At 69.1% G+C, this 14,201-nt stretch carries 15 protein-coding genes; 9 read left to right on the forward strand and 6 right to left on the reverse strand.

Features of this window, described 5'->3' with window-relative positions; all coding sequences use genetic code 11:
- The first annotated feature begins 22 nt into the window (after positions 1-22).
- Complete coding sequence (locus tag B1818_RS05185; protein WP_058250732.1) at positions 23-1,486, forward strand: PLP-dependent aminotransferase family protein; 1,464 nt, start codon at positions 23-25, stop codon at positions 1,484-1,486.
- Between the two features lie 27 nt (positions 1,487-1,513).
- Here B1818_RS05185 and B1818_RS05190 read toward each other — a convergent pair whose 3' ends face one another.
- Positions 1,514-2,296, reverse strand: coding sequence for an isoprenyl transferase (locus B1818_RS05190; RefSeq protein ID WP_058250733.1), 783 nt, complete (start codon positions 2,294-2,296; stop codon positions 1,514-1,516).
- A 114-nt stretch (positions 2,297-2,410) separates the two neighbouring features.
- On the opposite strand from B1818_RS05190, the gene B1818_RS05195 reads away from it, so the two are divergent.
- The 4 genes from B1818_RS05195 (at position 2,411) to B1818_RS05210 (ending at position 7,122) form a co-directional block, all read left to right on the forward strand.
- Positions 2,411-3,079, forward strand: a complete 669-nt coding sequence (locus tag B1818_RS05195) for a hemolysin III family protein (protein ID WP_058250734.1) — start codon at positions 2,411-2,413, stop codon at positions 3,077-3,079.
- Positions 3,080-3,138: 59 nt separating this feature from the next.
- A complete protein-coding gene (locus B1818_RS05200; protein WP_231742312.1) occupies positions 3,139-3,690 on the forward strand; it encodes a hypothetical protein in 552 nt (183 codons plus the stop codon).
- Positions 3,691-3,908: 218 nt separating this feature from the next.
- Positions 3,909-5,357: a PepSY domain-containing protein gene (locus B1818_RS05205; RefSeq protein ID WP_231742325.1), complete on the forward strand. Its 1,449-nt coding sequence runs from the start codon at positions 3,909-3,911 to the stop codon at positions 5,355-5,357.
- Between the two features lie 115 nt (positions 5,358-5,472).
- The gene (locus tag B1818_RS05210) at positions 5,473-7,122 is read left to right on the forward strand and encodes an alkaline phosphatase (protein ID WP_058250735.1); all 1,650 of its coding nucleotides are present in this window, start codon (positions 5,473-5,475) and stop codon (positions 7,120-7,122) included.
- A gap of 235 nt (positions 7,123-7,357) precedes the next feature.
- Here B1818_RS05210 and B1818_RS05215 read toward each other — a convergent pair whose 3' ends face one another.
- Positions 7,358-8,446, reverse strand: a complete 1,089-nt coding sequence (locus tag B1818_RS05215; protein ID WP_058250736.1) for a 3-deoxy-7-phosphoheptulonate synthase — start codon at positions 8,444-8,446, stop codon at positions 7,358-7,360.
- Positions 8,447-8,695: 249 nt separating this feature from the next.
- Positions 8,696-9,142 carry an Lrp/AsnC family transcriptional regulator gene (locus tag B1818_RS05220; RefSeq protein ID WP_058250893.1) on the reverse strand — a complete coding sequence of 149 codons (447 nt, stop codon included), beginning with the start codon at positions 9,140-9,142 and terminating at the stop codon, positions 8,696-8,698.
- A gap of 97 nt (positions 9,143-9,239) precedes the next feature.
- Between B1818_RS05220 and rocD the strand changes: the two genes are divergently transcribed.
- The gene (gene rocD / locus B1818_RS05225; RefSeq protein ID WP_058250737.1) at positions 9,240-10,496 is read left to right on the forward strand and encodes an ornithine--oxo-acid transaminase; all 1,257 of its coding nucleotides are present in this window, start codon (positions 9,240-9,242) and stop codon (positions 10,494-10,496) included.
- Here the strand turns inward: rocD and B1818_RS05230 are convergent.
- The 3 genes from B1818_RS05230 to mca are packed head-to-tail and all read right to left on the reverse strand — an operon-like array spanning position 10,462 to position 12,213.
- On the reverse strand, positions 10,462-10,965 hold the full coding sequence (locus B1818_RS05230) for a TspO/MBR family protein (RefSeq protein WP_058250738.1): 504 nt from the start codon (positions 10,963-10,965) through the stop codon (positions 10,462-10,464). The genes rocD and B1818_RS05230 overlap by 35 nt on opposite strands.
- Positions 10,966-10,987: 22 nt before the next feature.
- Positions 10,988-11,317 (reverse strand): hypothetical protein, encoded by a 330-nt coding sequence (locus B1818_RS05235; RefSeq protein ID WP_058250739.1) that lies wholly within the window; start codon positions 11,315-11,317, stop codon positions 10,988-10,990.
- On the reverse strand, positions 11,317-12,213 hold the full coding sequence (gene mca, locus B1818_RS05240) for a mycothiol conjugate amidase Mca (protein ID WP_055474886.1): 897 nt from the start codon (positions 12,211-12,213) through the stop codon (positions 11,317-11,319). The genes B1818_RS05235 and mca overlap by 1 nt, the downstream gene beginning before the upstream one ends.
- A 111-nt stretch (positions 12,214-12,324) precedes the next feature.
- Between mca and B1818_RS05245 the strand changes: the two genes are divergently transcribed.
- From B1818_RS05245 to greA, 3 genes are all read left to right on the forward strand, one after another.
- Positions 12,325-12,759, forward strand: a complete 435-nt coding sequence (locus B1818_RS05245; protein ID WP_091344282.1) for a DUF4307 domain-containing protein — start codon at positions 12,325-12,327, stop codon at positions 12,757-12,759.
- Complete coding sequence (locus B1818_RS05250; protein WP_058250740.1) at positions 12,756-13,529, forward strand: queuosine precursor transporter; 774 nt, start codon at positions 12,756-12,758, stop codon at positions 13,527-13,529. Before B1818_RS05245 ends, B1818_RS05250 begins: the two co-directional genes overlap by 4 nt.
- A 128-nt stretch (positions 13,530-13,657) precedes the next feature.
- Positions 13,658-14,149 carry a transcription elongation factor GreA gene (gene greA / locus B1818_RS05255; RefSeq protein WP_004020945.1) on the forward strand — a complete coding sequence of 164 codons (492 nt, stop codon included), beginning with the start codon at positions 13,658-13,660 and terminating at the stop codon, positions 14,147-14,149.
- Positions 14,150-14,201: the final 52 nt, after the last annotated feature.

Raw genomic sequence — 14,201 nt, forward strand, 5'->3', positions numbered from 1 at the left:
CTCAAGAAAGTGGTCCAATCCGATGGCAGAAAAGCGGGTCAATTCGATGGCGGATCCCTGGGCCGAAGTAGCCGAGCGGCTGGGCGCGGACCTTTTCCTCGATCTGCAGCCCGATCCGGGCGCGGGTGCACGCGGGCGCGGTGCCACCCTGCGCCGGGCCCTCACCGAGGCGCTGCGCTCGGCCATCCTCGACAACCGGCTGCCCGCGGGCACCGCATTGCCGCCGTACCGATCCCTCGCCGCGGACCTCGGTCTCGCTCGCGGCACCGTGTCGGCGGTCTACTCCGAACTGATCGCGGAAGGGTGGCTGACCGCGCGCCAGGGCTCGGCCACCCGGGTCGCCGACGGTGCGGCACGGCCACCGGCCATCGACGATCCCGGTGCGTCCACCGCCTTGCCGGCCCTGCGTCACGACTTCTCGCTGGGACGACCCTGCGCCGGGATGTTCCCGCGCAACGACTGGATCCGCGCCACCCGACGCGCCCTGACCGAGACCCCCGACGACGCCTTCGGACCGGCTCACCCCCGCGGGCGCCTCGAGCTGCGGAACGCCCTCACCGGTTACCTGGCCCGCACGCGGGGTGTCCGCACCGCACCGGACCTGATCGTTCTCGGGACGTCGGTGCTGTCGGCACTGGAGTTGTTGGCGCGCACGGTGATCGGTGGTGTCGTCGCGGTCGAGAGCCACGGTCTGCCCTTTCATCGGCACGCCCTCGAGCGCGGCGGCGCGCGGGTCGTACCGGTGCGCATCGACGCCGACGGCATGGTGATCGACGAGCTCGAACGCACCGGGGCGGCCGCGGTCGTGCTGACCCCCAGCCACCAGTTCCCCACCGGTGTCGCTCTTTCGCCGGCGCGCCGGATGCAGGTCGTCGACTGGGCGCGGCGGACCGGCGCGGTCATCGTGGAGGACGACTACGACGGCGAGTTCCGCTACGACCGCGAACCGGTCGGTGCGTTGCAGGCGCTCGGCCCCGACGTCGTCGTCCACACCGGCTCGCTGAGCAAGAGCCTGTCGCCGGCGGTACGCGCGGGCTGGCTGGCCACTCCCGCCCACCTGGTCGAACCGGTGTTGCGCGGCAAGGGCTTCCGTGAGGCCGACGCGAGCATCGTCGATCAGCTCACGCTGGCCGAACTGATCGGTTCCGGAGCCTACGACCGGCACATCCGGCGCAGCCGTCAGGCCTACCGGACCCGGCGCGATGCGCTGGTGTCGGCCCTGGCCGGAATCGGACTCGAACTCCCCGGCATCGCCGCCGGACTGCACGCGTTGATCCCCGTCGACCATGCCGACGAGGGAACCATCGTCCACCGGGCCTACGAACGCGGAATCGCGGTGACCGGACAGTCCCTGTTCCGGCATCCCGACGCCGACCCGCTGCCCTCCGGCGGGATCGGCGTCGGCTTCGGCACTCCCGCGGCGTCGACCTTCGGCGCCGATCTCACCGCATTGACCGGGCTCCTGGCCGACTCCGCCGCACGCTGAACCCGGCGCGGATCGACACCGGCGGAGTCACTTGCCGAACCGCCGGCTCCGCGCGGAGTAGTCGCGCAAGGCGCGCAGGAAGTCCACCCGACGGAACTCCGGCCAGTAGGCGTCGGTGAACCAGATCTCCGAATAGGCGCTCTGCCACAACAGGAATCCCGACAGCCGCTGCTCTCCGGAGGTCCGGATCACGAGATCCGGGTCGGGCTGACCCTTGGTGTAGAGATTGGCGTCGATCGCCTCCACGGTGACCGCATCCACCATCTCGGCCGCAGTCGCCCCGGCGGTCACCTTCTCCTCCAGGAGTGCGCGAACCGCGTCCACGATCTCCTGGCGCCCGCCGTATCCGACGGCGACGTTGACGTTCATCCCCTGCCGTTCGGCGGTGCGGTCGGCGGCCGCCCGCAGACGTCCGGCCACCGGCTCGGGCAGTGCGTCGAGGGTGCCGACGATGCGGATCCGCCACTCGCCCTCGGACGCGGAGATCTCGTCGACGATGTCCGGCACGATCTCGAGGAGTGCGTCGAGCTCGTCCGACGACCGGTTGAGGTTCTCGGCCGACAACAGGTAGATCGTGACGGCTTCGATGCCCAGGCCGGCGCACCAGCCGAGCATGTCCGCGATGCGCTGGGCACCCACGCGATGTCCGTGGCTGACGTCCTCGAAACCAGCCTCACGCGCCCACCGCCGGTTGCCGTCGCAGATGATCGCCACGTGACGCGGCAGGCGCTCGGTGTCGAGGAGCTGGATGAGCCGCCGTTCGTAGACGGAGAGAACGGGTCGTCGAAGCCGGTCCGGCAGGAGCTTCATCCTCGCGTCGTTCCCGCGTCGTGTCGGCCTCGTGTCACGCAGGACACCTTACGCGTCGCATCGCGCCTTGCCGGTGACGCTGTGGACGCGCGAAGTTACGGTACCGTAGGTTCGGTGAGCACGTTGCTGAACCCGCCGGCTGACGTCCGCCCACGACTGCGCGGGGTCATCCACCACTACTCCGCCTATGTGGCCGCGGTCGCGGGGCTGGCCCTGGTGATCGGCGCGGCCACGGTCGGCGACCCCGTCGCCGTCGTCCCGTGTGCCGTCTACGCGGTCACCGTGCTCGGACTCTTCGCGATCAGCGCCGGCTACCACCGGATTCCGTGGAAGACCGCCCGCGCGCGGACCCGGATGAAACGTGCCGACCACGCGATGATCTTCCTGTTCATCGCCGTCACCTACACGCCGTTCTGCGCCCTCGGGCTTCCCTCGCCGACCAGTTGGTGGGTCCTCGGCATCGTCTGGGCCGGCGCAGCCGCCGGTGCGACCCTCAAGATCGCGTGGCCCGGCGCACCCCGCTGGCTCGGGGTCACCCTCTACATCGTGCTGGGCTGGGTGATCGTGGCCGTCGCCCCGGCGCTCGTCGGCGAGACCGGTCTGCCCGTTCTGATCCTGCTCGCGCTCGGCGGTGTCTTCTACAGCGTCGGTGGCGTCCTCTATGCGGCACGCTGGCCCGACCCCTGGCCGGAGACCTTCGGTCATCACGAGGTGTTCCATGCATGCACCGCAGTCGCGGCCCTGCTGCACTACGTCGCCGCCTGGCTCCTGGTGTTGGGCTGACCTGCCCGTTCGCTGACCGCGCGCGGTTCGGGCATGACCGCCGTCGCTATGCTCCTTCCGTGAACCCGGACGTGCGCGCCCTCCACCGCCTTCGCGGTGGGGTCGTCGGCGCGCTGTCGGCGAGCACCGCGGTGGCCGCGCACGGGCTCGCGGCCGGTTCTCTCCCCGCCACCTCATCTCTGGTGTTCATGATCGCGGCGTGCACCGTACTCGGCTGGACGATCGGCGCGACGGCCCGTCGTCGTCCCGGGTGGCTCGGCACGATCGGGCTCCTCGCGGCCGGACAGGTGCTCGCACACGTGTCCCTCACCGCGCTCGATGCCTCGTCGGCGCACCACGCCGGTGTGAGTGCGCTTGCACACGCGCCGAGCGGGACCATGCTGTTCGTCCACGCGGTGGCGACTCTGCTCACCGCCGCCGCCATCCACGTCGTCGAACCCGCCCTGCTCAGCGTCCTGACCGCGGTCGTCGCTCTCATCCGGGCCGTCCTCGACCCGCCCGCTGACGACGCGATCCTGCGCGCCCCGCGGGCGACCCACGACGACGCGCGGCCCCGCCTGCGCGCCATCGCCGCTCTCGACACCCGCGGACCCCCGGCCCTCACGCGCTGATTCCCTACTCCGCCGACCCGTCACCCGACGGGCCGGTCGGTGCGCGTCTGCCATCCCGCCTGACCGCGGTCGATGCCGCGCGCCGTCTTCCGCATGAGAGGCCCACCGTGTCCCTGTCGAACCTGTCCCGCCCCGGTGAACCCACCGGGCCGCCCGACCCCCGTCCCAAAACATCCGACGACAACCCCACTCCACCAGCCGCCGCACCAGACCGGCGGGTGACCCCGAACAGCTGGCAACCTCTGCTGCGCCGCTTGCACTTCTACGCAGGCATCTTCATCGCGCCGTTCCTGATCGTTGCGGCGGTCAGTGGCGGGCTCTACGCGATCTCCCCGTCGCTGGAACAGGTCGTCTACCGCGATCAACTCTCCACCGACAGCACCGGCGACGCACGTCCGATCTCCGAACAGGTCGAGGCGGCGGCCCGGCTCCGCCCGGACCTCACCCTGTCCGCGGTGCGCCCGGCCGCCGAGGCCGGCGACACGACCCGCGTCCTGTTCGACGATCCCTCCCTCGGGGCGTCGAAGCGCCAGGCCGTGTTCATCGATCCGGTGACCCTGGAATCGACCGGAGAGCTGGTGTCCTACGGCAGCAGCGCGGCGTTGCCGATGCGCACCTGGATCAGCGAACTGCACCGTCACCTCCATCTCGGCGAGCCCGGCCGGATCTACAGCGAGCTCGCCGCCTCCTGGCTGTGGGTCATCGCCGTGGCCGGCCTCACGCTGTGGATCTCCGCGTATCGCGCGCGCCGAAAACGACGCGCCGCCGACCTGGTCGCCTTCGACCGATCGGCGACCGGACGCAACCGCACCCGCAACCGGCACGGCGTGATCGGCGTCTGGATCGCGGTGGGGTTGGTGTTCTTGTCGGCCACCGGTCTGACTTGGTCGAAGTACGCCGGTGAGCACGTCTCCGATGTGCGCACGGCGCTGAGCTGGACGACCCCGACGGTCGACACCTCGCTGTCCGGATCGACGTCCGGATCGGACGGGCTGGGTGATCACAGCGGGCACGGCGATCACGGCGGCGCGGGTCACGAGCAGCACGTTCCGGAAGCGTCCGGGCAGACGATCGCGCAGCTCGACCGGGTGCTGGGCACCGCTCGGGCCGCCGGTGTGGACGGCCAGGTGGAGGTCTCGATCCCGACCGATGCGGACACCGCCTTCACCATCGCCGAGACCAGGCAGCCCTGGCAGTTCGCCCAGGACACCGTCACCGTGAACGGCGCGACCGGTGCCGTTGTCGACGAACTGCGGTTCGCCGACTGGCCGCTCGCCGCGAAACTCACGACCTGGGGCATCGCACTGCACATGGGCATCCTGTTCGGCTGGGTGAGCCAGCTGGTTCTCCTGCTCCTGGCGATCGCGCTCGTGGTGTTGATCGTCCGCGGCTATCAGATGTGGTGGCAACGGCGGCCGAAGCGTGGCGGCGCGGTCGCGGTGGGTCGCCCGCCGGCACGGGGTGCACTGCGTCGGGTGCCGGTGGCCGGCGCGGTCGCGATCGTGGTGGTGGCCGCGGTGGTGGGCTGGTTCGTGCCGTTGCTCGGACTCAGCCTGCTCGGGTTCCTCGTGGTCGACGCCGCACTCGGAATCCGCGCCCGTCGCAAGCGAGTCGGCGTCGTGACCGACGCCGAGAGCGAGTCGAGCGGGTTGATCGACTCGCGGTAGCCCGTCGGGCAGGCGGCGGGGACGTACGCGTGGAGGTCGGAGACTTCACCTCCGCATCATGTCCCCGCCGTCTGCAGGTGGAGCCCAGGTCAGGTGATCCTGGTCGGCTGAGGCCATGCGGGGAAACCCGGCCGACGCATCACCGGCCCTTCTCACACCGTCGACCATCCGTTGTCATCCCGACCTCACGCTCCGCGGCGGCACTTCCCGACGCCGCTTCCTCACCTGGTCGGCACTCGTCGCCGGTCTCGCGTTCACGCCCGGCCTCCTCGGCGGCACCTCGCCGGCCCTACCCACACCGGCTCACCCCGCCGGCGTGTTCGGACTCGGGGTGGCGTCCGGTGACCCCCTCCCCGACGGCGTTGTGCTGTGGACGCGATTGTCGCGCAACCCGTTCGCGCCCGGTGGCGGCATGGGACCACGCCCGGTGCGAGTCGACTGGGAGATCGCCGCCAACGAATCCATGACCCGCATCGTGCGTCGGGGTACGGTCCACGCCACCGCGGAATGGGGGCACAGCGTGCACGTCGATGTCCGCGGTCTCGCGCCCGCCGCCGACTACTTCTATCGGTTCCGGGCACTCGGCGAGGTCTCGACGGTCGGCCGGACCCGAACGGCACCAGCACCTTTCGCACGCGTCGAGAAGATGACGGTCGCCGTCGCGTCCTGCCAGAACTGGTCCGACGGCTACTACCATGCGTACGCCGACCTGGCGGCGCATGCACCCGACGTGGTGCTCCACCTCGGTGACTACATCTACGAGAAGCCGATCCCGGTTCATGGTGGTGCGAGACCCGATGCGGTGCTTCCTCTCTCGGCAACACGGGAAGCAGTCGACCTCGACGACTACCGCGAGCGCTACGCGCTGTACAAGTCCGACCCCGACCTCCAACTCGCCCACGCGATGGCACCGTTCGTGATCACCTTCGACGATCATGAGGTCGACAACAACTGGGCCGCAGCGATTCCCGAGGACCACACCCCACTCACCGCGTTCGCGCTGCGTCGCGCCCGCGCGCTGCGCGCCTGGTGGGAGAACACGCCGGTGCGGGTGGCGGCCCGACCGAACGGAACCGTCATCCGCGCGCATCGGCGGCTCGGTTTCGGCGATCTCGTCGACCTCACCCTCCTCGACACCCGCAGTCACCGCAGCGATCAGGCCAACGGGGACAACGACACCGGGCAGAACGCGCGCACCGCGGACGTCTCCCGCACCATCCTCGGCGCCGAACAGGAACGATGGGTGCTCGACGGTTTCGCCTCGTCCCGGCACCGGTGGAACGTCCTCGCCCAGCAGGTACCGATGGCCGACCTCGCCCGAACCGTCGGCTCGACCCGGGCGGTCAGCATGGACGGGTGGAGCGGCTACGAGGCCTCGCGCTCCCGCATCCTCGGCGGCGCCGCCGACCGGGGCGTGCGCAATCTGGTGTCCCTCGCCGGCGACATCCATCGCAGCGTGGTCGCCGACCTCCGGACCTCCTACACCGATGAATCGCTCACGCGCGGCGTCGAATTGGCCGCGACGTCGATCACCTCCGGCGGGGACGGGGAGGACAGCGACGACGGCGACCGCCGCCTCAAGGAAGCGTCACCCCACGTCCGGTTCGGCAACTCGCAACGCGGCTACCTGCTCAACCGGATCCACTCCGATCGGTGGGAGGCCGAGTTCCGCGTGGCGCCGTCGGTACGGTCGCCCCGCGGAACACTGCGTCGTCGAGCACTGATCACGATCCCGGACTCGACGTCTGAGGTCGACGTCGTCTGACCCGAGCGAAGCGTCTCCCATCGTTCCCCGGTCCGAAAGAAGCACACAACCCACTGATCCCTGAGGTGCGAGGAGCGCAAGCGACGAGCCACGAAGGGCCTGGTGAGACACGTTGCTACACCCTTCGTGGCTCGCTTCGCTCGCACCTCAGGGAGCATGAGATTCGGACGCTCACGAGTGTTCTTTCATGGTCCACGACGGCCGCCGAGCCGCAGATACTGAGGCGAGGGAAGGGTCAGCCCCGCGCGAGCGCCGCCAGGACCTGGGCGCTGGCCTCCCAGCCCATGCACTTGTCGGTGACGGACTTGCCGTACACCAGCGGGGTGGCCTCGGTCGACTGCGCGCCGGGCTCGAGGAAGCTCTCCAGCATCACGCCGCTGACGTTCGAGGGCTCACCGGCCTCGCGCGCCGCCCGGAGTCGCGTCGCGATCTCGGTGGCGACCTCCGCCTGACGGACATGATCCTTGCCCGAATTGGCGTGCGAACAGTCGATCATGACCCGGGCGGGCAGGCCGGCCGCGGCGAGCGCCTCGGCGGCCGCCGACACCGACTCCGCGTCGAAGTTCGGGCCGCGCGTGCCGCCGCGCAGGATGATGTGGCAGTCCTCGTTGCCCGCGGTCTCCACCACGGCACCGTTGCCGAAGTCGTCGACTCCGAAGAAGACGTGTTCGGCCGCAGCGGCTTTCACGCCGTCGATGGCGACCTGGACGTTGCCGTCGGTGCCGTTCTTGAAGCCGATCGGCATCGACAGGCCCGACGCCAGCTGCCGGTGGACCTGGGACTCGGTGGTGCGGGCGCCGATGGCACCCCACGCGACCGCGTCGGCGATGTACTGCGGGCTGGTCGGTTCGAGGAACTCACATCCGACGGGCAGACCGAGGTCGATGATGTCGAGCAGCAACGACCGGGCGGTGCGCAGGCCACGCTCGACATCGAAGGTGTTGTCCATCCCGGGGTCGTTGATCAGGCCCTTCCACCCCACGGTGGTGCGCGGCTTCTCGAAGTAGACGCGCATCACGATCTTGAGTCGCTCGGAGTAGGCATCGGCCAGCGGCGCGAGGCGCCGGGCGTAGTCGATGGCGGCGATCGGATCGTGGACCGAACAGGGCCCGACGATGACGAGCAGCCGGTCATCGCGGCCGGCGAGGATGTCGGCGATCTCGTCCCGGTCGCGCTGGACGGCGACGGCTCGTCGTGCCGAGAGGGGCAATTCGCTGCGCACGGTGTCGGGCGACGGGATCGGACGGAACGCCCGGATGCGGCGGTCGGAGGTCGATTCGGCGTTGTCGTCGGATCGGATCGGGAGGTCCGGCAAGGTGGTCACGTTGTGTGCCTTTCGAGGTCATGCCCGTGTCGTTGTGGTGACGAGGCATGCCCTGGGTGTGGTCGGAGCCCCGCTCAAATGACAAGAGCAGCGACCGTGGGGTCGCTGCTCGGGCTCCGGGTGTGTCGTGCGCGCGTCAGGTCAACGCATCATCGTGGCCCCACCCGGAGCCTCGATAAAGCGCCAATACGCGCGCACGGTGCTGATCACGGCGACCACACTAGCACAACGGTTTCGACACCCCGATTCTCACGGGTGCCCCCGGTCGATCAGCTCGCTGAGCACGAGGATCGACTCTGATCGATCCACCGGGCCGGCCCGCCGGATGCGTTCGAGCGCCTGCTCGAGGTGCCGTACGTCGCGGGCCATCACGCGCAGGACGGCGTCGGCCTGACCTGTGACCGTCGCCGCACCCACCACCTCCGGTATGGGCTCCCACGCCGCCTTCAACTCGTCGGGCGAGATGTTGCCCCGGCAGTACACCAACACGTATGCCTCGGTGGTCCACTGCATCGCGTGCGGGTCGACGACCGCGGTGAAACCCCGGATGACGCCGTCGGCGACCAGGCGGTCGACGCGTCGTTTCACCGCGGGGGCCGACAACCCCACCTGCTGCCCGATCTGCTGGTAGGTCGCCCGGGCGTCCCGGGTGAGGTGCGCGAGCACCCTCTCGTCGAGGTCGTCCAGTGTCCGCAACAGACCGCTCCCCTTTGCTTCCATACCGGCGATCCGTTGCGTTCAGACGCAATCGACGTCGATTGTTTGCACCAGACCTCGACGATACCCTCGATTCATGACGATGACGAGCCCCGGCACCGGCACCCACACCAGCGCGGGCGCACCGCTCGGCGTCGTCGAACCTCATGTGGCGCACAACTATTCGCCGATCCCGGTGACCGCGGCCACCGCCGAGGGGGCCTGGATCACCGACATCGACGGCCGTCGACACCTCGACTGTCTCGGGGCCTATTCCGCGGTCAATTTCGGCCACCGCCATCCACGCATCGTCGCCGCCGCACTCGATCAGCTGGCGCGGGTCACCCTCACCAGCCGCGCATTTCGGTCCGATCGACTCGAACCGTTCTGCGCCGCACTGGCTTCCCTGTGCGGCAAGGACATGGTCCTGCCGATGAACACAGGTGCGGAGGCGGTCGAATCCGGGATCAAGGTCGCCCGCAAGTGGGGTTACGACGTCAAAGGCGTACCCGACGGCCGCGCCACGATCGTGGTGGCCTCCGGGAACTTCCACGGCCGCACGACGACGATCGTCTCGTTCAGCGACGACCCCGAGGCGCGCGCCGGATTCGGCCCCTACACACCGGGATTCGTTCGTGTCCCGTTCGGCGACCTGGCTGCCCTCGATGCCGCGATCGACGAGAACACGGTGGCCGTCCTGCTCGAACCCGTCCAAGGCGAAGCCGGCGTCGTCGTGCCTCCCGACGATTACCTGCCCGGCACGCGGGCCCTCTGCTCCGAACGCGGCGTGCTGTTCATCGCCGACGAGATCCAGTCCGGTCTGGGCCGCACCGGTAGGACCTTCGCAGTAGAGCACTGGGGCGTCGAACCCGACGTCTACCTGCTGGGGAAGGCACTCGGCGGCGGGCTCCTACCGGTGTCGGCGGTGGTTGCCGACCACGACGTCCTCGGCGTGCTGCATCCCGGTCAGCACGGATCGACCTTCGGCGGTAACCCGCTCGCCGCAGCCGTCGGTCACACCGTCGTCGACATGCTCGCCGACGGGACCTGGCAACGACGGGCGGCGGAACTGGGCGATCATCTGCACGCCCGACTGCGCGACTTCGTCGGGAACGGGGTGGTGGCGGTGCGCGGCCTCGGCCTGTGGGCAGGGATCGATCTCGACCCCGCGCTCGGCACCGGCAAGGACTTCTGTCTGCGGCTGTCCGAACGCAATGTCCTCGCCAAGGACACCCACGGCTCGACGCTGCGACTCGCACCACCGCTCGTGGTCACGGAATCCGAGATCGACTGGGCGATGGACCGATTCGCCGCGACGCTCAGGCAGGCGCCGGTGACCGCCGACCACGATTGAGCCACCAGGCGCTCGTCGAGAGCACGGTGGCGAACGCGCACCACGCCGGGTAGGCGGCGAGCGCGGCACCTGCCGTCCGGTTCGTCCGTGCGGTGCGCCGGGCGAGGTCGGCGCTGCTCACGGTGAGCGCCGCCGCCGCGACCGACGCGGTTCCGAGGGCGCCCCGGCCGAAGTAGATCCAGCTCCACCCGCCGTTGAGCACGAGGTTGGCGCCGAGCGCCGCGAGATACCGCTGACGTTGTTCGTGGTCGCCGTCGTCGGCCAGGTCGTCGAGGGTGACTGCCGAGGTCACCGCGAGGTCGGCGTAGAGCGAGGTCCAGGCGAGCGGGAACGCCCAGTTCGGTGGTACGAAGGACGGTTTCGCCAGCTTCGGATACCAGGTCTCGACCGCCGGCTTGGTGACCACACTGCCGATGGCTGCCGCCGCAGCGGTCGCGAGTGACGTCCCGATCAGAGTGGAGATGCGCATGACTCCACTTCTACGCCTCGACTCAGGTGTCGGCGGGCCGCCGGTCGTCGGTGCCCGCGGCACTGGTGGCACCCGGGGTCCCGGGCGGGTTCGGTGCGACCGCGTCCGAACCGGCCGGGCCCGGCGAATCGGTTCCCTCGTCGAAGGCCTGGTCGGCCTCCGGGTGTTCGGCGTCGAAGGACGCGGGCAGCTTCTTCAGCTGCCGGTTCATCGACCAGATGAGGAACGCGGTCCCGACGAGCAGCAACAGGATCACGAGCAGGCCCAGCGGTGAGGCCTTGCCGAACTCCGGCCCCTGGGGTTCCTGCGCCAGGACCATCAGGGTGTCGTTCACGACTGTGCTGGTGCCCATCACGCCTCGATCCCGGCGAAGAGATCGGTCTCCGGCAACGCGGTCTTGACCCGGGTCCGGGCGAGCTCGAACTCCTCCGTCGGCCACAGGCGTTGTTGCCACTCCAGCGGCACCGCGAAGAACACCCCGTTCGGATCGATCTGCGTGGCGTGGGCGCGCAGCGCGTCGTCACGCTGCGGGAAGTACTTGGAGCACTCGACCTGGGTCGTCACACGTCCCATCAGATCGCCACGGCTCGGGTCCCACTTGCTGAGCCACTCGGCGAACGGACTCTCCTGGCCGTGCCGCGCGAACTCGTCGGAGAACAGGACCATCCGGTCCCGGATGAACCCGTGGGTGTAGTAGAGCTTCGACACCGTCCACGGTTCGCCGGCGTCCGGGAACGCGTCCGGATCGCCGGACTGCTCGTACGCCGCGACCGACACCTCATGGCAGCGGATGTGATCGGGATGCGGATATCCGCCGTGCTCGTCGTAGGTGACGATCACGTGCGGGCGGAACTCGCGGACCACGCGCACCAAGGCCTCGGTGGCCTCGTCGAGCGGCACCGAGGCGAAGGAACCCTCCGGAACAGGCGGGAGCGGGTCGCCCTCGGGGAGGCCCGAGTCGACGAAGCCGAGCCATGTCTGTCGGACGCCGAGCGCCTCGGCGGCCTTGGCCATCTCCTCGCGACGGACCTCGGTCATCCGCTCTTTGATGCCCGGGCGGTCCATCGCCGGATTCAGGATGTCGCCACGCTCACCGCCGGTGAGTGTGACGACGAGCACTTCGTTGCCCTCGGCCGCATACTTCGCGGTCGTGGCGGCACCCTTGCTCGACTCGTCGTCTGGGTGCGCGTGCACCGCCATCAGCCGGAACACACCCGACTTGGGGTCGCCGACGTGGGATTCGGTCACAGTTCCTCACCTTCGGATCGCTACTCCTCCCATGGTAGGTATTGACGCGTGAACAGTTCGGACGGGGGCGCCGCAGACGCCGGTGACGCGCCGCGCGCGACACCCGACACCTTGCGACCGCACAGCGGTCCGCGCGCCACCTATCCGGAGCGTTCGGAGACCGCCTCTGGGCGTCGTCGCTGGTTCATCGCCCTGTCGATCCTGGTCGTCGCGGCCGGCGTGACCCTCGCCGTCATCGGCTACAGCAAGTTCTCGTCGGCGGACGTGACCGGTGAGGCCACCGGCTACGAGATCATCGACGGCTCGACCGTCGCGGTGCAGTTCACCGTCGAGCGTTCCGATCCGAGCCGGGCGGCTGCCTGTGTGGTGCGCGGCCGCTCCCGCGACGGCGGCGAGACCGGGCGTCGCGAGATCCTGATCCCCGCGGACTCCGCAGAACGGATCGGCGTCCGCACCGAGGTCACGACGTCGAAACCACCGGTCATCGGCGAGGTCTTCGGGTGCACCCTTGACGTGCCGGCCTACCTGAAGCCGTCGGCCTCGTGACCGCCGCGTCCACCGGCAGTGAGTTGCCGTCGCCGCGCGCCGCCTTCGCCTCCATCGGCAGCCGCTACTTCCCCCTTCTGGTCGCCGTCTTCGTCGGCGTCATGCTCATCAGCAACGTCACCGGCACCAAGGGCGTCGTCCTGTTCGACGAATGGCTGCAGGTCGATCTCGGGCCGATCCAGATGGACGGCCTGGTGACCGACGGCGCCTTCTTCCTGTTCCCGCTCGCGTACGTGCTGGGCGACGTGATCAGCGAGGTCTACGGGTTCCGTGCCATGCGCCGGACGATCCTCGCCGGGTTCGCGGTCCTGATTCTCGCGTCGTTGTGTTTCTGGTTGACCATTCACCTCCCGGCCGCTGAATTCTATGAAGGCCAGGCGGCTTTCGAGACGGTTGCCGGAGTCGTCCCACAATTCCTGCTAGCCGGATTGGCCGGTTATGTCGTGGGCGAATTCCTCAATTCCTTCGTCCTGGTCAAAATGAAGGAACGCGCCGGGGAAAATCGTCTCTGGGCGCGCCTGCTGGGTTCGACGATTGTCGGCCAGTTGGCCGACACCATCGTCTTCTGTTCGATCGCCGCCACCGCCCTGGGTATCTCGACCTGGGGAGATTTCGTCAATTACACGATCGTCGGATTCGTCTGGAAAACACTTGTTGAGGTCATCCTCATGCCTGTGACGTATTTCGTTGTGGGATGGCTGAAACGGATGGAACCGACGTATCAGGACGCTCTCGGCGCGCTGTCGCGCGGCAGTACCGATGTGCCATAGGTCTCACCACCTGGTACCCTGAACGGATACACGGCTCCGCGAGGGGTCGTGTTGCTGCATTTTCAGCAGTCCATATGCCCCTGGTGTAAACGGTCGCCCGGGGCGCGGACAACACAAAGGAGTGACCGATGACCGACACCCAGGTGACCTGGCTGACCCAAGAGTCGCATGACCGCCTCAAGAGCGAGCTCGATTCGTTGATCGCCAACCGTCCGGTCATCGCCGCCGAGATCAACGAGCGTCGCGAAGAAGGCGACCTCAAGGAGAACGGTGGCTACCACGCCGCTCGCGAGGAGCAGGGCCAGCAGGAAGCGCGTATCCGCCAGCTGCAGGAACTGCTGAACAACGCGAAGGTCGGCGAGGCGCCGACCCAGTCCGGCGTCGCACTGCCCGGTTCCGTCGTGACCGTCTACTACGACGGTGACGAGAAGGACACCGAGACGTTCCTCATCGCCACCCGCGAGGAGAGCGGCCAGGGCGGCCTGGAGACCTACTCCCCGAGCTCCCCGCTCGGTGCCGCCCTCATCGACGCCAAGGTCGGCGAGACCCGCGAGTACTCCGTGCCCAGCGGTGCCACCATCAAGGTGACCCTGGTCAGCGCGGAGCCCTACCACGGCTGATCGGACGACGAACACAACCCGGGACGGCATGACCGTCCCGGGTTTCGTGTTT

Origin of the sequence: Gordonia sp. IITR100 (assembly GCF_002009645.1) — a bacterium.
GTDB lineage: Bacteria > Actinomycetota > Actinomycetes > Mycobacteriales > Mycobacteriaceae > Gordonia > Gordonia hongkongensis.

What these genes read in the sequence shown, in the direction of transcription:
- B1818_RS05185 (WP_058250732.1), top strand. Translation starts at nt 23, where the DNA reads ATGGCAGAAAAGCGGGTCAATTCGATGGCGGATCCCTGGGCCGAAGTA.
- B1818_RS05190 (WP_058250733.1), bottom strand. Translation starts at nt 2,296, where the DNA reads ATGAAGCTCCTGCCGGACCGGCTTCGACGACCCGTTCTCTCCGTCTAC.
- B1818_RS05210 (WP_058250735.1), top strand. Translation starts at nt 5,473, where the DNA reads ATGCGGGGAAACCCGGCCGACGCATCACCGGCCCTTCTCACACCGTCG.
- rocD (WP_058250737.1), top strand. Translation starts at nt 9,240, where the DNA reads ATGACGATGACGAGCCCCGGCACCGGCACCCACACCAGCGCGGGCGCA.
- B1818_RS05230 (WP_058250738.1), bottom strand. Translation starts at nt 10,965, where the DNA reads ATGCGCATCTCCACTCTGATCGGGACGTCACTCGCGACCGCTGCGGCG.
- B1818_RS05235 (WP_058250739.1), bottom strand. Translation starts at nt 11,317, where the DNA reads ATGGGCACCAGCACAGTCGTGAACGACACCCTGATGGTCCTGGCGCAG.
- greA (WP_004020945.1), top strand. Translation starts at nt 13,658, where the DNA reads ATGACCGACACCCAGGTGACCTGGCTGACCCAAGAGTCGCATGACCGC.